The 17,068-nt window shown below is 67.1% G+C and carries 13 protein-coding genes; 10 read left to right on the top strand and 3 right to left on the bottom strand.

Annotation, left to right across the window (positions count from 1 at the left end):
* The first annotated feature begins 23 nt into the window (after nt 1–23).
* The 5 genes from cls (at nt 24) to AC3WTC_RS10690 (ending at nt 6,279) form a co-directional block, all read left to right on the top strand.
* Nucleotides 24–1,442, top strand: a complete 1,419-nt coding sequence (cls, locus tag AC3WTC_RS10670) for a cardiolipin synthase (RefSeq protein WP_025878058.1) — start codon at nt 24–26, stop codon at nt 1,440–1,442.
* Nucleotides 1,443–1,466: 24 nt separating this feature from the next.
* Nucleotides 1,467–2,888 (top strand): FAD/NAD(P)-binding protein, encoded by a 1,422-nt coding sequence (locus AC3WTC_RS10675; RefSeq protein ID WP_492711396.1) that lies wholly within the window; start codon nt 1,467–1,469, stop codon nt 2,886–2,888.
* A 9-nt stretch (nt 2,889–2,897) separates the two neighbouring features.
* Nucleotides 2,898–5,090, top strand: coding sequence for a DNA helicase II (gene uvrD, locus AC3WTC_RS10680; RefSeq protein ID WP_032976788.1), 2,193 nt, complete (start codon nt 2,898–2,900; stop codon nt 5,088–5,090).
* A 97-nt stretch (nt 5,091–5,187) separates the two neighbouring features.
* Complete coding sequence (locus AC3WTC_RS10685) at nt 5,188–5,514, top strand: low molecular weight protein tyrosine phosphatase family protein (protein ID WP_492711397.1); 327 nt, start codon at nt 5,188–5,190, stop codon at nt 5,512–5,514.
* A 210-nt stretch (nt 5,515–5,724) separates the two neighbouring features.
* Nucleotides 5,725–6,279: a hypothetical protein gene (locus AC3WTC_RS10690; protein ID WP_492711398.1), complete on the top strand. Its 555-nt coding sequence runs from the start codon at nt 5,725–5,727 to the stop codon at nt 6,277–6,279.
* Between the two features lie 89 nt (nt 6,280–6,368).
* Here the strand turns inward: AC3WTC_RS10690 and AC3WTC_RS10695 are convergent, their stop codons facing one another.
* Together AC3WTC_RS10695 and rtcR are read right to left on the bottom strand one after the other, a co-directional pair.
* Nucleotides 6,369–6,527: a hypothetical protein gene (locus tag AC3WTC_RS10695; protein ID WP_442251881.1), complete on the bottom strand. Its 159-nt coding sequence runs from the start codon at nt 6,525–6,527 to the stop codon at nt 6,369–6,371.
* A 78-nt stretch (nt 6,528–6,605) separates the two neighbouring features.
* A complete protein-coding gene (gene rtcR / locus AC3WTC_RS10700; RefSeq protein ID WP_492711399.1) occupies nt 6,606–8,204 on the bottom strand; it encodes an RNA repair transcriptional activator RtcR in 1,599 nt (532 codons plus the stop codon).
* A 181-nt stretch (nt 8,205–8,385) separates the two neighbouring features.
* Here rtcR and AC3WTC_RS10705 point away from each other — a divergent pair, with 181 nt between their 5' ends.
* The 4 genes from AC3WTC_RS10705 (at nt 8,386) to AC3WTC_RS10720 (ending at nt 13,425) form a co-directional block, all read left to right on the top strand.
* Nucleotides 8,386–9,933 (top strand): VWA domain-containing protein, encoded by a 1,548-nt coding sequence (locus AC3WTC_RS10705; RefSeq protein WP_223482973.1) that lies wholly within the window; start codon nt 8,386–8,388, stop codon nt 9,931–9,933.
* Between the two features lie 528 nt (nt 9,934–10,461).
* Nucleotides 10,462–11,688, top strand: a complete 1,227-nt coding sequence (locus AC3WTC_RS10710; RefSeq protein WP_134833270.1) for an RtcB family protein — start codon at nt 10,462–10,464, stop codon at nt 11,686–11,688.
* A gap of 81 nt (nt 11,689–11,769) precedes the next feature.
* Entirely contained in the window at nt 11,770–12,786 is a 1,017-nt protein-coding gene (gene rtcA, locus AC3WTC_RS10715; RefSeq protein WP_025878045.1) for an RNA 3'-terminal phosphate cyclase, read from the top strand.
* 192 nt (nt 12,787–12,978) lie between these two features.
* On the top strand, nt 12,979–13,425 hold the full coding sequence (locus tag AC3WTC_RS10720; RefSeq protein WP_025878044.1) for a universal stress protein: 447 nt from the start codon (nt 12,979–12,981) through the stop codon (nt 13,423–13,425).
* Between the two features lie 251 nt (nt 13,426–13,676).
* Here AC3WTC_RS10720 and AC3WTC_RS10725 read toward each other — a convergent pair whose 3' ends face one another.
* Nucleotides 13,677–13,961 (bottom strand): DUF2782 domain-containing protein, encoded by a 285-nt coding sequence (locus AC3WTC_RS10725; protein WP_025878043.1) that lies wholly within the window; start codon nt 13,959–13,961, stop codon nt 13,677–13,679.
* A gap of 97 nt (nt 13,962–14,058) precedes the next feature.
* Between AC3WTC_RS10725 and polA the strand changes: the two genes are divergently transcribed.
* Nucleotides 14,059–16,833, top strand: a complete 2,775-nt coding sequence (gene polA / locus AC3WTC_RS10730; RefSeq protein WP_049466689.1) for a DNA polymerase I — start codon at nt 14,059–14,061, stop codon at nt 16,831–16,833.
* Nucleotides 16,834–17,068: the final 235 nt, after the last annotated feature.

Genomic DNA, 17,068 nt, shown 5'->3' on the forward strand with positions numbered 1-17,068 from the left:
CACACCTCCCAACGGGCGACGCGATGCTGTTCGAGTGGCTGCTGGGCTCGTACCTGCTGTTGATCGACTGGCTGATCCGGCTGGTGGCGCTGTGCTGGATCCCCACCCGTACTACGCCGGGCGCGGCGCGCAGCTGGCTGCTGCTGGTCGGCTTCGTGCCGCTGCTGGGCCTGCCGCTCTATCTGCTGTTCGGGCATCCGTGGCTGTCGCGCGAGCGCATCCGCCGGCAGGCCGAGGCCTCGCAGGTCATCCGTGAAGAACAGGCGCTGCAGCGCCGCCTGCGCTGGACGCCGCAGCCCGATTCGGCCAGCGCCGAAGTGGTGCCGCTGGTGCAGCGCCAGGGCGATTTCATGCCGGTGCACGGCAACGCGATCGACCTGCTGACCGACTATGACGAATCACTGCACACCCTGATCGCCGACATCGACCAGGCCCAGGACCGGGTGCACCTGCTGTACTACCTGATGTTCGATGACACGGTGGGCGAGGCCATCGTCGAAGCCCTGCAGCGTGCCGCAGCGCGCGGCGTGCAGTGCCGCGTGCTGCTGGATGCGGTCGGCGCCAAGCGGGGCCTGCGCGCATACAGCAAGCGGCTGCGGTCACGTGACATCGAAGTGCGCGCGATGCTGCCCGGCGGCCTGCGTTGGCGCCGCAGCGGACGCATGGACCTGCGCAACCATCGCAAGATCGCAGTGATCGACAACGAAGTAGGCTATGTCGGTTCGCAGAACCTGGCGCGCCCTGAATTCGTTGCCGGCCACCCCAACCGCGAGCTGGTGGCGCGCGTGCGCGGGCCTGCGGTGGCGCACCTTGAAGCGGTGTTCGCCAGCGACTGGTACATCGAAACCGGGCAGCGCCTGGAGGTCATCGCCGACGTGCCGGTGTGCAGCGAGGACATCGCCACCCAGCTGCTGCCCAGTGGCCCGGCCTACCCGTACAGCAACGCGCGCGATGCGGTGGCCGCGCTGATCCATCTTGCCCGGCGGCGGCTGGTGATGGTCACGCCCTACTTCGTGCCCGACGAAGCAACGCTGAGTGCACTGCGCATCGCCGCGCTGTCCGGCGTGCAGGTGCAGCTGATCCTGTCGGCCAGCAACAACCAGCGGCTGACCTCGTGGGCGCAGGAGGCCTACTACGACGAGCTGCTGCGCTGCGGTGTGCAGATCGCGCTGTACGAGCCGCAGTTCCTGCATGCCAAGCACATGAGCGTGGATGAGGACATCGCCGTGCTCGGGTCGATCAACATGGATATCCGCTCGTTCGCGCTGAATGCCGAAATCGGCCTGATCTGCTACGACCGTCAGCTGGTCACGCAGTTGTGCGCCATCGAGGACGACTACCTGCGCCAGTCGCGCCTGCTGGACCTGGAGCAGTGGCGCAAGCGCCCCGCGTGGCTGCGCAGCCGCGAGGGCATCGCGCGCCTGGCCGATGCCTTGATGTAGGCCAGCGCCAGCCGGGCAGGGCCGATGGCCTACAATCGGCGCATGACTGATTCACCGTTTAGTGGCGAACTGGACCTGGCGATCATCGGCGGTGGTGCGGCCGGGGTGCTGGTGGCGATCCAGGTGTTGCGCCAGGCCCAGGCACCGCTGGCACTGGCCATTTTCGAGCCGGCCTCGCAGCTGGCACAGGGCATTGCCTATGCCACGCCGTGGCCGGAGCACCTGCTGAACGTGCCGGCGGCGAAAATGAGCGCCTTCCCCGACCAGCCCGGCGACTTCCTCGATTTCCTGCAGGCCGCCAACGCGTACCCGGGCGAGGCGCGCGAAGTGCTGGGCGAACGCTATGTGTGTCGCCACTACTTCGCTGCCTACCTGCAGCAGCGCCTGCGCGAGGCCGAAGCGGCCAGTGCGGCGCGATTGCAGATCGTGGCCCAGCCGGTGCTGGCGTTGCATCCGGATGACCACGGTTACCAGCTGCAGCTGGGCGATGGCCAAACACTGCATGCAGCGCAGGTGGTGATCGCCACCGGCAACAGCATGCGGCCGCTGCCGGTGGACGGCGCCGATGCGTTGCCCGCCGATGACGTGGTCGAGGCCTGGGATTACGACGGCGTACGCACGCTGGCCAGTGACCATGCCCTGGCCATCGTCGGCTCCGGGCTGAGCATGGCCGACACCGTGCTGGCGTTGGTGGCCGGCGGCCATAGCGGACCGCTGCACGTGATCTCGCGCCACGGGCTGCTGCCATTGCCGCACGCCCACGGCGGTCTGCCGGCGTTCGACCCGCAGGAGCTGCTGACGATGAGCCTGCGCCAGCGCCTGCACGCGCTGCGCCAGCACGCGCGCAAGGCACAGGTCGACGGCATGCCCTGGCAGGGCGTGATGGATCGCATCCGCCCGCACGGCCAAGCGCTGTGGCAGAGCATGGACGCCGCCGACCAGCGCCGCTTCCTGCGCCACGTGGTGCGCTACTGGGACGTGCACCGCCATCGCATTGCTGAACCGGTGGCTGAGCAGTTGCAGGCGCTGCAGGCCAGCGGCCAGCTGCGCGTTCACCGCGCCCGCCTGCAGCGCGTGTGGCGCGACGGTGATGCCCTGCGGCTGTCGGGCCGCGAGGCGGGCGGCGGCAACGTGCAGTGGACGATCGCTGCGGTGGTCAATGCCACCGGTGTGGAGACCCGCGCCTCGGCACTGCGCAATCCCTTGCTGCAACAGCTGCAGGCCGATGGCCTGGCCCGCCCCGGCCCGCATGAGCTGGGCCTGGACAGCAGTGTGCCGGGCGACCGGTTGTGTGCAGTGGGTGGCCAGCCACAGGCGCGCCTGGGGGTACTTGGCAGCCTGCGCATTGGCAGCCTGTGGGAAAGCCTGGCGGTGCCTGAACTGCGTCAGCAGGCGCAGGCACTCGCCGCGCAGGTGGTCGCAGGAGCTGCGACCTCGATGCCGTAAAATGGAGGCATGGATGTCTCCCACTTGCTTGATGGCCTGAACCCGGCCCAGCGCGAAGCCGTCTCCGCTCCCCTCGGTCACCACCTGGTGCTGGCCGGTGCCGGGTCGGGCAAGACGCGCGTACTCACCCACCGCATTGCCTGGCTGCATGAAGTCGAAGGCGTGCCGACCCACGGCATTTTCGCGGTGACCTTCACCAACAAGGCCGCCGGCGAGATGCGCCATCGCATCGACGCGCAGCTGCCGCATGGCAGCCGCGGCATGTGGATCGGCACCTTCCACGGCCTGGCCAACCGCCTGCTGCGCCTGCACTGGCAGGATGCCAAGCTGCCTGAAGGCTTCCAGGTGATGGATTCGGACGACCAGCTGCGGCTGGTCAAGCGCGTGGTGCAGGCGCTGGAGCTGGATGACGGTAAGTACCCGCCCAAGCAGATTGCCTGGTGGATCAACGCGCAGAAGGATGAGGGCCGTCGCCCGCAGCACATCCAGCCCGAGCCGAACGATGCGTGGCTGGAAACCATGCGCCAGGCCTACGCCGAGTACCAGGCGCGGTGTGACCGTGCCGGCCTGGTCGATTTCGCCGAGCTGCTGCTGCGCGCGCACGAACTGCTGCGCGACAATCCGCCGTTGCTGTCGCATTACCGCGCGCGGTTCCGCGAGATCCTGGTGGACGAATTCCAGGATACCAACGCCATCCAGTACGCCTTCGTGCGGGTACTGGCCGGGCACGAGGGCCACGTGTTCGTGGTCGGTGATGACGACCAGGCCATCTACGGCTGGCGCGGTGCCAAGGTCGAGAACGTGCAGGGCTTCCTGCGCGATTTCCCGGGCGCGCAGACCATCCGCCTGGAGCAGAACTACCGTTCCACCGCCAACATCCTCAGTGCCGCCAATGCGGTGATCGCGCACAACCCGGACCGCATCGGCAAGCAGCTGTGGACCGACAGTGGTGACGGCGAGCCGATCGACCTGTACGCGGCGTACAACGAGATGGACGAGGCGCGCTACATCGTCGAGCGCGCACGGCAGTGGGTGCGCGACGGCGGCAGCTACACCGAAGTGGCCGTGCTCTACCGCAGCAACGCGCAGTCGCGCGCGCTGGAAGAAGCGCTGCTGAGCGAACAGGTGCCGTACCGCGTGTATGGCGGCATGCGCTTCTTCGAGCGCGCCGAAGTGAAGGATGCGCTGGCCTACCTGCGCCTGCTGTCCAACCGCAACGACGACGCTGCATTCGAGCGCGCGGTGAATACGCCCACCCGTGGCATCGGTGACCGCACGCTGGACGAAGTGCGCCGCGAAGCGCGCGCCCAGGGCATCTCGCTGTGGGAAGCCACCATGCTGGTGACCCAGGGCAGCGCACTGGCGGCACGTGCCCGCAATGCGCTGGCCGGCTTCCTGGTGCTGGTCAACGAACTGCAGGCGCAGACCCTGCAGATGACCCTGGCCGAGCGCGTGGACCATGTGCTGGTGCGCTCGCAGCTGCGCGAGCACTGGAGCAAGGAAAGCCGCAACGCGCTGGACTCGGAATCGCGCACCGACAACCTCGACGAACTGGTGTCGGTGGCCTCGCGCTTCGTGCGCCGTGCCGACGACATCGAGGAAGTGGGCGAGGACATGGACGAGCTGGTCGCGTTCCTGGCCTACGCGGCGCTGGAGGCCGGTGAGGGCCAGGCGCAGGCCGGCGAGGAAGGCGTGCAGCTGATGACGCTGCACTCGGCCAAGGGCCTGGAATTCCCGCTGGTGTTCCTGGCCGGCGTGGAAGAGGGGTTGTTCCCCAGTGCACGGTCGCTGGAGGAAAGCGGGCGGCTGGAAGAAGAGCGTCGGCTGGCCTACGTCGGCATCACCCGCGCGCGGCAGAAGCTGGTGCTCAGCTACGCCGAATCGCGGCGCATCCACGGCCAGGACAACTACAGCCTGCCTTCGCGTTTCCTGCGCGAGATCCCGCGCGAGCTGCTGCACGAAGTGCGGCCGAAGGTGCAGGTCTCGCGGCCGGCGTCGATGGGCGCAAGCCGGGTGATGGGACACGCCGCCATCGAAACGCCGCCGATCAAGCTGGGTGCGCTGGTCAACCATCCCAAGTTCGGCGAAGGCATGGTGACCGACTACGAAGGCAACGGTGCCCACGCACGCGTGCAGATCGAGTTCGCCGACGCCGGCAGCAAGTGGCTGGTGATGGCGTATGCCAACCTGACGGTGATCTGATCACCGCCGGGGTCGGATCCCTCCCGTAGGAGGGCTCTGACCCCGACGCGATGGAAAGCAGCCGAGCACGGGCTCGGCTCTACAAAGGCGAGTGCTGATGACCCGCAACGTGCTCTTCCTCTGCAGCCAGAACCGTCTGCGCAGTCCGACGGCCGAGCAGGTGTTCGCCGATTGGCCGGGCGTCGAAACCGCCTCGGCCGGGTTGCTTGCCGACGCCGAGGAAGTGCTCAGCCCCGAGCTGCTGCAATGGGCCGATCTGGTGTTCGTGATGGAGCGGGCGCACCGCAACCGGCTTTCCAGCCGCTACAAGGCATGGTTGAACGGCAAGCGGGTGATCTGCCTGGATATTCCCTATGACTACGAGTACATGGATCCGGTGCTGGTGGAACTGCTCAAGCGCAAAGTGATCCCGTTCCTGCGCTGACCGGAGTGATTGCAGGGCCGAGCCCACGCTCGGCTGATTCTACGGGGAAAGGCAGCCGAGCACGGCTCGACTCTACAAAAGGCAGCCGAGCATGGGCTATGCCGCTCGTGCTGACCGTCACCCTTCGGGCCGTCGCAAGCGACGTTGGCAGCGGTTCCTGCCGCTACCTTCGGCTCTACAATGGCGTCCACATCTCCCAGGAACGCCCTCATGACCGAACCCACGCTGCATGTCACCGTGAAGTTGAACGCCAGGCTGCAGCCCGAGCATCGCCATGAGCTGTTCGAGGATCCGCTGGACGCGCTGCTGCAGGCGGCCGATCTGGGCGGGATCACCGGAGGCGGTACTGCGATGTCCGACGAGGGCGAAGTCGAGTACGGCGATATCGAAGTGGCACTGGCCGATGCCGGGGGCGTGCCGAAGCTGGTCGACCTGCTGGAGCAGCTGGGGGCACCGAAGGGGTCGCAGGTGCAGGGCGCAGGCGAGGCCGACCGCAGCTTCGGCGTGACCGAAGGCCTGGGCATCTACCTGGATGGCCTGACCCTGCCGGACGAGGTGTACGAGCAGTGCGATTCGAACCACGTGTTCGAGCAGCTGTCCGAGCGCATCGATGGCCTGGGCGAGATCTGCAGCTGGTGGCAGGGCCCGAGCGAGACCGCGCTGTACATGTACGGCAGGTCGTTCGAGGCGATGCGTGATGCGATCGCTGAATTCGTCGGCAGCTACCCGCTGTGCCAGAACGCACGCGTGGTGCAGATCGCCTGAAGCTGCGGTTTCGGGTGGAGCGGGCCGGCTGCTCCAGGTGCCGGGATAGCGGCGGCTGCCGGCCAGCGGCCGGCACTACCGGAGCGGGGTCAGCGTGCTGGCTGGGCGGCCGCAGCCTGCTGAGCGTTGTCGGCCTTGGCCAGTGATTTGCCGAACTGGTAGCCACCCACGAGCAGGACGACGGCAGCGACACAGGCCAGCACGATGATCAGGCCGGTTCTGGAAGTCGAGCGGGGGCGGTCCTGCATGGGAAATCTCCGTTCAGGTAGGGGGTCGCAGCCGGAGCATGCGCCGTGACCGGTGCACGCGCAAGCCGGGCCGTCGCGCTACCGGGCCGGCCCCCGCACCTGCTCCCAGTCCAGCCCGAACTTCGCCAGGTACTTGCGCAGGCGGTCGGCATCGTTGGTGCTGGCGCGCTGGGTGCGCGAGACCGCAAACAGCTCGCGCCCGGCGGCGGACAGCGACTTCGAGCGTGCACAGACCCGCACCACTTCTTCCAGCTGCACGCGGTCGAAACGGTCCAGCGCGTCCACGGTATCGCCCAGCAGGGCATCCAGCGGAGACGGCGCATCGCCGCCGCGCCACTGTGCCCGCAGGCGCGCGATCTCGTCCTCCACGCCCTCGATCTGGATGCGCCCGGCGCTGGCCAACGTGGCCAGGCGCATGATCGACGCGCCCAGGTCGCGGAAGTTGCCACGCCACGCCGCTTCCGGGCTGGTGGCGAATGCGAGATAGCGCGTGCGCGCCTCGGTGTTGAAGCGTACCCGCGCATGTTGGTCCTGCGACCAGCGCTCCAGCTCGAACTCGATGTTCGGCTCGATGTCTTCCATGCGCTGCGCCAGCCCGGGCAGGTGGTACGTCCACAGGTTGAGGCGCGCCAGCAGGTCTTCGCGGAAGCGGCCTTCCAGCACCGACTGCTGCAGATCGCGGTTGGTGCCGGCGATCAGCTGGAAATCGCTCTCCACTTCGCGGTCACTGCCGACCGGCAGGAAGCGCTTCTCTTCCAGCGCCCGCAGCAGCATCGCCTGTTCGTCCTGGCCGAGTTCGCCGATCTCGTCCAGGAACAGCAGCCCTTGGTGCGCTGAGCGCAGCAGGCCGGCACGGTCGCTGGAAGCGCCGGTGTAGGCGCCTTTGGTGTGACCGAACAGGGTGCTCATCGCACCGTCGCCGCGCAGTGTTGCGCAGTTCACTTCGACGAAGCGACCGGGCAGCTGGTGCTTGAGCTTCTTCAGCTCGAACACGCGCTTGGCCAGCTGGCTCTTGCCGGCACCGGTCGGTCCCATCAGCAGCATCGGCGCACGTGAGCGGGTGGCCACCGTCTCGATCTGCTCGATCATCCGGTTGAAGGCGGCGTTGCGGGTGGCGATGCCGCCCTTCAGCAGGTCGCGATCCAGCAGCTGCTGCTGGGCGAAGCGCTGGGCGATGTGGTCGTAGCGCGACAAATCCAGGTCGATGATCGCGTACGTGCCGGCGGCACCGTCCTGCTTGCGCGGTGGCGAGGTCTGCAGCAGCCGTCCGGGGAAATGACGGCTCTCGGTCAACAGGAACCAGCAGATCTGCGCCACGTGCGTGCCGGTGGTGATGTGGACGTAGTAGTCCTCCTCCTCCGGCTGGAACGGGTAGCGCGCGAGAAAGTCGTGCAGGGAGGCGTAGACCCCCTCGAATTCCCATGGATCGGCCAGGTAGGTGTCGTGACGCTGCACGCTGATGCCCGGCGCGGCCTGCGCCAGGTCCTCGCAGACCACGCGCGCCAGCTTGCTGTAGCGGCGCTCATCCAGCAGCAGCTCGATGCGGTCGGGCAGGAAATCCTCATGCATGCCCAGCGAAACGGTCGGGCGCCACTTCTGCCAGCGGCCCGGACCCTCGCCTGCGTCGAGCTGGGTGCCCAGCATGCCGAATACTACCTGCCGACGCGCCATATCCATTCCTATAAAAGAGGCGCGGGAAATATATATCTTTTCGCCGGTGTCCGCTGGGTAGGATGGCCTTCTTCTATTGAAATCACTTCAAAATCAATAGCATGCGATGGTTTCGCAAAAGTTGGCACGGCCATTGCTCTATATCCGGCAAGACACGACGCGGGCTGTTCCCGCCGAGGACATCAGCATGGCCAACCTTTCGCTCTTCTCCTGGATGCGCACGCCGCAGCCGCCGCAGGCAGACACCGTCAATGAAGCCGGTGGCCTGGCCTACCGCCGCGACCCGCGTGCCGCGCTGGCGCTGTATGCGGCCACCGGGTGCCTGAACAACACCTTCTACAGCGACGCCGAGGCACAGCTGCAGCAGGTGCTGGCGCTGACCGCGCAGGTCGAGCCGCGCTTCATCGCCCGTACCGCCCTGTACGCCCGCCAGGTCGCACACATGAAGGACATGCCGGCGCTGCTGCTGGCGGTGCTGAGCCTGCGCGACCCGGAGGCGTTCGCCCTGGTTTTCCCGCGGGTGATCGACAACGGCCGCCAGCTGCGCACCTTCGTGCAGATCATGCGCAGCGGCCAGGTGGGGCGCCGCTCGCTGGGCTCGCTGCCCAAGCGCAGGGTGCGTGAGTGGATCCAGCAGGCGTCGGCGGAAACGCTGGTGCGTGCGGCGATCGGCCAGCAGCCGTCGCTGGCCGATGTGATCCGCATGGTGCACCCGAAGCCGGCCAACGCCGAGCGCAAGGCGCTGTATGCATGGATCATCGGTCGTCCCTACGACGAGGCGCAGCTGCCGGCAGTGGTGCAGGCGTACGAGGCGTTCAAGCGTGACCCGCGCGGACTGCCGCCGGACCTGCCGTTCCAGTACTACAGCACGCTGCCGCTGGACGCGGCGCAGTGGTCGGCACTGGCCCGCAATGCATCGTGGCAGTCGATGCGGATGAACCTCAACACGTTCGCCCGCCATGGCGTGTTCGACGATCCGGCGATGGTGCAGGTGATCGCAGAGCGCCTGCGTGATCCGCAGCAGGTGTGTCGTGCCCGCGTACTGCCCTACCAGCTGCTGATGGCCTTCCACGCCGGCGGTGGCTTGCCGGCGCCGATCCTGGAAGCGTTGCAGGACGCGATGGAGATCGCCACGGCGTCGGCCCCGGCATTGCCCGGGCGGGTGGTGGTGGCGGTTGACGTGTCCGGTTCCATGCAGTCGCCGGTAACCGGCTACCGCAAGGGCTCCAGCACGGCGGCGCGCTGCGTGGACGTGGCGGCGCTGGTTGCAGCCTGCGTGCTGCGCGGCCAGCCGCAGGCCAAGGTGTTGCCGTTCGATACCGAGGTGCGCCACGTGCGCCTGAACCCGCGCGACAGCGTGATGACGTTGGCCCGCCAGCTGGCCATCAACGGCGGTGGTACGTCGGTCAGCGCGCCGCTGCACTACCTCAACCTGCGGCGCGAGCCGGTGGACCTGGTGGTGCTGGTGTCGGACAACGAAAGTTGGCGTGACACCCGCCAGGGCGGCCAGACGGCCACGATGCTGCAGTGGGATGCATTGAAGCGTCGCTGCCCACAGGCGCGGCTGGTGTGCATCGACCTGCAGCCGGTGGCCAGCAGCCAGACCGTGCAGCGCGGTGACGTGCTGCACATCGGTGGCTTCAGCGATGCGGTGTTCGACCTGATGGCGCAGTACGCCGCTGCGGCCGAGGACGGCAGCAGCTGGGTCGAGCGCATCCAGGACATGGCGTTGTAAGGCGGCAGGGAGGCCGCACGGACCGCCCGGCTGGCAATGGGGCCAGCCGGGCAGGGCCAGGAATTCGTTTTCGCGGTGAATGCTGGTGGAACTACATTGGTTGTCCCTTCGGGGTCGGGTTCGAGTCCCGCGTTTCCTGCCTGTCGTGAGGAAGCAGACGTTCCACCTCCCTTGTCACCGCACTTTTTCAAACGGCACCGGCAACGGTGCCACCGCTTCAATGCCGGCAGCGCGAATGCCGGAGGAACTACAGCCCCTTAAGCTCCAGGTCGCGGGTTCGACTCCCGCCTGCCACGGCAACGCGGCAGTAGCTCAGTGGTAGAGCAGGATGTTCCTCCAGATTCTTGTCGTGCTGCCGGCACCTTCGCTTTCGTTGCGCGGGGAATGCAGGTGGAACTACATCGGAAGCCCTTCGGGGTCGGGTTCAAGTCCCGGCCGTCCTCCGCGGCAACGCGGGTGACGGAATGTTCCACCTCCTTTGTCACCGCACCTTCTTTGTTTTTGCTTTGGATGAAAGGAAACATCACCATGACCACCCTCAATTACGACGTGATCCAGCAGCCGGGCGCTGCACCGATCAAGCTGTGGACCCGCGGCGTGCCGCTGGAAGACCAGGCGCGCGAGCAGCTGCAGAACATCGCCAAGCTGCCCTTCATCCACAAGTGGATCTCGGTGATGCCCGACGTGCACCTGGGCAAGGGCGCGACCGTGGGTTCGGTGGTGCCGACCATCGGCGCGATCATTCCTGCAGCGGTGGGCGTGGACATCGGCTGCGGCATGATCGCGGTGCGCACCACGCTGGTCGCCAGCGACCTGCCGGACAACCTGTCGGCGGTGCGCAGCGCGATCGAGCGGGCGGTGCCGCACGGCCGCAGCGTCACCCGCGGGGGCCGTGACAAGGGCAGCTGGGACACGCCGCCCGAATTGGCGGTGGAAGGCTGGGCGCAGCTGGTGGATGACTTCGCATTGATCTGCGAGCGTCACCCGCGCCTGAAGAACACCAACAACCTCAAGCACCTGGGAACGCTGGGTACCGGCAACCACTTCGTCGAGGTCTGCCTGGACCAGGAGCAGCGCGTGTGGTTCATGCTGCACTCCGGTTCGCGTGGCGTAGGCAATGCCATCGGCACCTACTTCATTGAGCTGGCCAAGCAGGAAATGCGCCGCTGGATGATCAACCTGCCCGACCAGGACCTGGCCTACCTGCCCGAGGGCAGCCAGCACTACGGCGACTATGTGTTCGCGGTGGACTGGGCGCAGCGTTTCGCACGCATGAACCGCGAGGTGATGATGCGCAACGTGGTGGCTGCGGTGCGCACGGTGATCAGCAAGCCGTTCGAGGCCGAGGCCGAGGCGGTGAACTGCCACCACAACTACGTGAACCGCGAGACCCACTTCGGCAAGGAAGTGATGCTGACCCGCAAGGGTGCGGTGAGTGCGCGCAAGGGCGAACTGGGCATCATTCCGGGCAGCATGGGGGCCAAGAGCTTCATCGTGCGTGGCCTCGGCAACGAGGACAGCTTCCACAGCTGCAGCCACGGTGCCGGCCGCGTGATGAGCCGTACCCAGGCACGCAAGCTGATCACGGTGGATGACCACGCCAAGGCCACCGCGCACGTGGAGTGCCGCAAGGATGCGGAGGTGGTGGATGAATCGCCGGCGGCCTACAAGCCGATCGAGGCGGTGATGGAGGCCCAGCGCGATCTGGTCGAGATCGTGCACACGCTGCGCCAGGTGGTGTGCGTGAAGGGATGAGGCAACCCGTGCGCGGCGTACACTGCGCCGCGCACGGCAGCAGGGCCCGGCATCGAACAACGGGCACGGAGGAACAGACAGATGGACATGATTGAACTGGATGGCGGGCACGGAGGCGGACAGCTCCTGCGCTCGGCACTGACCCTGAGCCTGTGCACCGGCACCGGCTTCACGCTGCACAACATCCGCGCGATCCGGCGCAAGCCGGGGTTGATGCGCCAGCACCTGACCGCGGTGAACGCTGCGGCGCGGGTCGGCAACGCCTGTGTGCACGGTGCAGAACTGGGCGCTACCTCGTTGCGCTTCGAGCCGGGGCGGGTGAGCGCCGGCACCTACCACTTCGCGACCGGCAGCGCCGGCTCGGCCACGCTGGTGCTGCAGACCGTACTACCCGCGCTGTGGCGCGCGCAGGGGCCGTCGCAGCTGCGCCTGGAAGGCGGTACCCACAACCCGCTGGCACCCAGCGCGGATTTCATCGCGCAAAGCTATCTGCCGGCGCTGGGCCGGATGGGCGTGCAGGCGTCGATGCAGCTGCTGCAGCACGGTTTCCATCCAGCCGGTGGCGGCGTGATGGAGGTGCAGGTGCAGCCGTGCGCGGCGTTGCAGCCGCCGTCGTTGGAGGTGCGTGCACCGTTGCAGGCGATCGAGGCACAGGTGCTGATGTCCGGCCTGTCCAGCGGCATCGGCCTGCGCGAACTGCAGGTACTGGCCGAGACGCTGGGCGTGGACCCGCACCCGCGCAACGTGCAATCGATACGGCCGGCGCTGGGACCGGGCAACGTCGCCCTGGTGCGCGTGCGTCATGGTGATCACGTGGAGGTGTTCAGCGGCCACGGCGAGCGCAGTGTCTCCGCCGAGCAGGTCGGGGCGCGCCTGGCCGGGCAGGTCAAGCAGTACCTGGACGGGACCGGTGCTGTTGGCGAGTACCTGTCCGACCAGTTGCTGCTGCCGATGGCGCTGGCGGGCGGCGGTGCGTTCACCACCCACGTGCTGAGCGATCACCTGGTCAGCAATGCGCGGTTGATCGAGAAGTTCCTGCCGGTGGAATTCGACTGGCAGCCGCACGACGGTGGCTGGCGGGTGACGGTGCAGGCCTGAGTGCCCGCCGGGCGTGGCCCGGCGCTACCGGAGCATTCCAGTCGCCTGTCGATCCTGGGCGCGTCGGCCGATCATGCCGCGCTGCGCAGGCATCGCTGCGCGCTGCCGGATTGATCCTGCGCAAGGCACGATCTCCACACAGGCTGTGTAATGGTGTCGTTCCCACTGGCTGGATCACCGCGGAGCCCCACCATGTACAAGCGCATCCTGATCGCCACCGATGGCTCGGAGCTGGCCGACAAGGGCCTGGCCAAGGGCCTGGAGCTGGCCAAGGACCTTAACGCCGAGGTCGACATCGTCACCGTCTCCGAGCCTTGGGCCGTCGGCATGTACGACGCCATGGGCTGGAGCGTGGGGTACATGAACAGCCCGGAGTACAAGGCCGACCGCGAGGAAGGCGCGCAGAAGGTGCTGCAGCCGGCCCTGGCCAAGGCGGCCGAGCAGGGCATCACCGCCAATCCGGTGCATGTGCTGGACCGCTACGCGGCCGACGGCATCATCGAGACGGCGGGCCAGCGCAACAGCGATCTGATCGTAATGACCTCGCACGGCCGCCGCGGCGTCACCCGCGTGCTGCTGGGCAGCCAGACCGCCGAGGTGCTGGCGCGCAGCACGCTGCCGGTGCTGGTCATCCGCTGATACGGAAGCGTTCCCGGGGAGGGGACCCGACGCCGGCCGCAGGATGCGCGCCGGCGTTGTTTTTTCCGGCGGCCCGAAGAGCATCCACGCATGGCGTGGATCTACTCCAGTTCACCGTCAAAGGTCCACGCCATGCGTGGATGGGGCCACCGCAATGCCAGTAGATCCACGCCATGCGTGGATGGGCCGTGCCGATCGCCTTGATGGGGTCAGAGCCCTTTCCCGTGGAAAGGGATCCGACCCCGGCCACATCACCAGCTGTACAGCTTCCAGTACACCGGCGACACGCCATCCTTGTCATTGTCGAAGCGGCCATCGCCGTTCTTGTCATACATGTAGAACGGGGCGCCGCGTGCCGGCGTCACCTTGACCATGCGCAACTGGCCGGACACCCGGTATTCCTCGATGGTGTCGCCGTTGTCCATCGTGCGCTTGGAAACATCGGCGCCCTTGACGTCCACCGGGGGAGCGCCCGCACCGCCCATGCTGGCGCAGCCAGCAAGCAGGAGCAGGGAAGCCAGCATCAGGGTCTTCATCGGCGGGGCCTTTGCCTGGAAAGAGCCTTGATTATGCCCCAACGCCGCGTCGCTGCCGTGTCGCCGCGATGCAGGAACAGGCGCGTAGAATCGACACATGAGCAGATTAGTCCTGATCGACGGGTCCAGTTACCTGTACCGCGCGTTCCACGCGCTGCCGCCCCTGTCCAATGCACAGGGTGAGCCCACCGGCGCGCTGTTCGGCGTGGTCAACATGCTGCGCTCGACGCTGAAGGAGCGCCCGGCCTACGTCGCCTTCGTCGTCGATGCCCCAGGCAAGACCTTCCGCGATGACCTGTACGACCAGTACAAGGCCAACCGCCCGCCGATGCCCGATGAACTGCGCAGCCAGGTCGAGCCGATGTGCCGCATCGTCGAAGCGCTGGGCATCAGCATCCTGCGCATCGACGGCGTGGAGGCCGACGATGTGATCGGCACCCTGGCCCTGCAGGGCGTGGCACAGGACCTGAAGGTCACCATCTCGACCGGCGACAAGGATTTCGCGCAGCTGGTCCGGCCGGGCATCGAACTGGTCAACACCATGACCGGCAGCCGCATGGATTCGGACGCGGCGGTGATGGACAAGTTCGGCGTGCGCGCCGACCAGATCGTCGACCTGCTGGCGCTGATGGGCGATACCGTGGACAACGTGCCCGGCGTGGAGAAGTGCGGGCCGAAGACGGCCGCCAAGTGGCTGGCCGAATACCAGCATCTGGACGGGGTGATGGCAGCGGCGCCGACCATGAAGGGCAAGATCGGCGAAAACCTGCGCGCTGCGCTGGAGCGCCTGCCGCTGAACAAGGAGCTGGTGACCATCCGCACCGACGTCGCGCTGGACGCCAGCCCGACCACGCTGGCCCTGCGCGATCCGGATGTGCCCACCCTGGGCGAGCTGTACCTGCGTTACGGCTTCACCCAGGCATTGAAGGAGCTGGGCGGGCCGGTACCGGCGCCTGCAGTGGCCAACGACGCGACGCCGAGCCTGCGCGGCACCGCCGCCGGCTTTGCCCGTGGCAGCGCCGAAGCGCCACCCGTTGGCGAGCTCGATCCGGCGCTGTCGGCGCCCGGCGAGTACGAGACCGTGCTGACCACCGAGCAGCTGCAGGCCTGGGTTGCGCGCGTGCAGCAGGCTGACCTGATCAGCTTCGACACCGAGACCGACGCACTGGATGCGATGCGTGCGCGCCTGGTCGGCATCAGCCTGGCGGTGGAGCCGGGCAAGGCCGCCTACATCCCGGTCGGCCACGATTATCCCGGCGCGCCGGCACAGCTGCCGCTGGCACAGGTGCTCGATGCGCTGCGGCCGGTGCTGCAGGACCCGGCGAAGAAGAAGCTCGGCCAGCATGGCAAGTACGACCTGCACGTGCTGCGCCGCCATGGCGTGGACGTGCAGGGCTACCACGACGACACCATGCTTGAGAGCTTCGTGCTCAATTCCACCGCCACCCGCCACGACATGGATTCGCTGGCCCTGCGTTACCTGGGCTACAACACCATCAAGTTCGAGGACGTGGCAGGCAAGGGCGCCAAGCAGATTTCGTTCTCGCAGGTGGGCATCGACGAGGCCGGCCGCTACGCCGCCGAAGACGCCGACATCACCCTGCGCCTGCACCACGCGCTGCAGCCGCAGCTGCTGGCCGAACCGACCCTGGACAGCGTGTACCGCAGCATCGAGATGCCGCTGGTGCCGGTGCTGGCCAGCATCGAAGCCAATGGCGTGCGGATCGACACCGACGAACTGCGCCGGCAGAGCCAGGACCTGTCCTCGCGCATGCTGGCCGCGCAGCAGAAGGCCACCGAACTGGCCGGGCGCAGCTTCAACCTGGATTCGCCCAAGCAGCTGCAGGCGGTGTTGTTCGACGAGCTGAAGCTGCCGGCGGTGGTGAAGACCCCCAAGGGCCAGCCCAGCACCAATGAAGAGGCGCTGGAGGCGATTGCCGAGCAGCACGAGCTGCCCCGGGTGATCCTCGAGTACCGTGGCCTGGCCAAACTGCGCAGCACCTATACCGACAAGCTGCCGGAGATGGTCAACTCCGAAACCGGCCGGGTGCACACCAGCTACCACCAGTCCGGCGCCGCCACCGGCCGCCTGTCCTCGTCCGATCCGAACCTGCAGAACATCCCGATCCGCACCGAGGATGGCCGCCGCATCCGCCGTGCGTTCATCGCCCCGGAAGGCTTCCAGCTGCTGGCGGCCGACTATTCGCAGATCGAGCTGCGGATCATGGCGCATCTGTCCGGAGACCCGGGCCTGGTGCGGGCCTTCGAGCAGGGCGCCGACGTGCATCGCGCCACCGCCGCCGAGGTGTTCGGCCGCACCCTGGAAGAAGTGACCAGCAACGAGCGCCGCGCGGCCAAGGCGATCAACTTCGGCCTGATGTACGGCATGAGCGCGTTCGGACTGGCCCGCAACCTCGGCATCGACCGCGGCCAGGCGCAGGATTATGTGGCGCTGTACTTCAGCCGCTATCCGGGCGTGCGTGACTTCATGGAGCGCATGCGCGAGCAGGCCCGCGAGCAGGGCTACGTGGAGACCCTGTTCGGTCGCCGGCTGTACCTGAACGACATTCATGCACGTAACCAGGGCCTGCGTGCTGGCGCTGAACGTGCGGCGATCAATGCACCGATGCAGGGCACCGCCGCCGACATCATCAAGCGCGCCATGGTCGATGTGGACAAATGGCTGCGTGACAGCGGCGCACCGGCGCGGATGATCCTGCAGGTGCACGATGAACTGGTGTTCGAAGCCGAGGCCGGTTTCATCGAAGAACTGCGTAGCAATGTCGTGCAGCGCATGTCGCAAGCGGCACAATTGCGGGTGCCGTTGGTGGTCGATACCGGTACTGGCAGCAATTGGGATGAGGCGCACTGAGTCGCATTCAGGCCGAAAACGCCGTGAATTCGTTCATTTGCATGATATTTCTGACTCAAACATGAATGTTTCCCTGATGGGTGCTTATTAAATTGGGCCCCTTCACGAACCGTTAGTGTTCGGAGTGCTTCTATAACTCCCGACAGGCGCAATGCCTGTCGTGGATCTCTCCCATCCCCTGGAGCAGATCTCGGAACGGGGGCTCCTCCCCAAGCGCCCGTTCCCCGGCCCCGTT

The organism is Stenotrophomonas sp. FW305-C-20-S1 (assembly GCF_058783335.1).

Coding starts and splice junctions, on each gene's coding strand:
- cls (WP_025878058.1), top strand. CDS start 24: ATGCTGTTCGAGTGGCTGCTGGGCTCGTACCTGCTGTTGATCGACTGG.
- AC3WTC_RS10675 (WP_492711396.1), top strand. CDS start 1,467: ATGGCCTACAATCGGCGCATGACTGATTCACCGTTTAGTGGCGAACTG.
- uvrD (WP_032976788.1), top strand. CDS start 2,898: ATGGATGTCTCCCACTTGCTTGATGGCCTGAACCCGGCCCAGCGCGAA.
- AC3WTC_RS10685 (WP_492711397.1), top strand. CDS start 5,188: ATGACCCGCAACGTGCTCTTCCTCTGCAGCCAGAACCGTCTGCGCAGT.
- AC3WTC_RS10690 (WP_492711398.1), top strand. CDS start 5,725: ATGACCGAACCCACGCTGCATGTCACCGTGAAGTTGAACGCCAGGCTG.
- AC3WTC_RS10695 (WP_442251881.1), bottom strand. CDS start 6,527: ATGCAGGACCGCCCCCGCTCGACTTCCAGAACCGGCCTGATCATCGTG.
- rtcR (WP_492711399.1), bottom strand. CDS start 8,204: ATGGATATGGCGCGTCGGCAGGTAGTATTCGGCATGCTGGGCACCCAG.
- AC3WTC_RS10705 (WP_223482973.1), top strand. CDS start 8,386: ATGGCCAACCTTTCGCTCTTCTCCTGGATGCGCACGCCGCAGCCGCCG.
- AC3WTC_RS10710 (WP_134833270.1), top strand. CDS start 10,462: ATGACCACCCTCAATTACGACGTGATCCAGCAGCCGGGCGCTGCACCG.
- rtcA (WP_025878045.1), top strand. CDS start 11,770: ATGGACATGATTGAACTGGATGGCGGGCACGGAGGCGGACAGCTCCTG.
- AC3WTC_RS10720 (WP_025878044.1), top strand. CDS start 12,979: ATGTACAAGCGCATCCTGATCGCCACCGATGGCTCGGAGCTGGCCGAC.
- AC3WTC_RS10725 (WP_025878043.1), bottom strand. CDS start 13,961: ATGAAGACCCTGATGCTGGCTTCCCTGCTCCTGCTTGCTGGCTGCGCC.
- polA (WP_049466689.1), top strand. CDS start 14,059: ATGAGCAGATTAGTCCTGATCGACGGGTCCAGTTACCTGTACCGCGCG.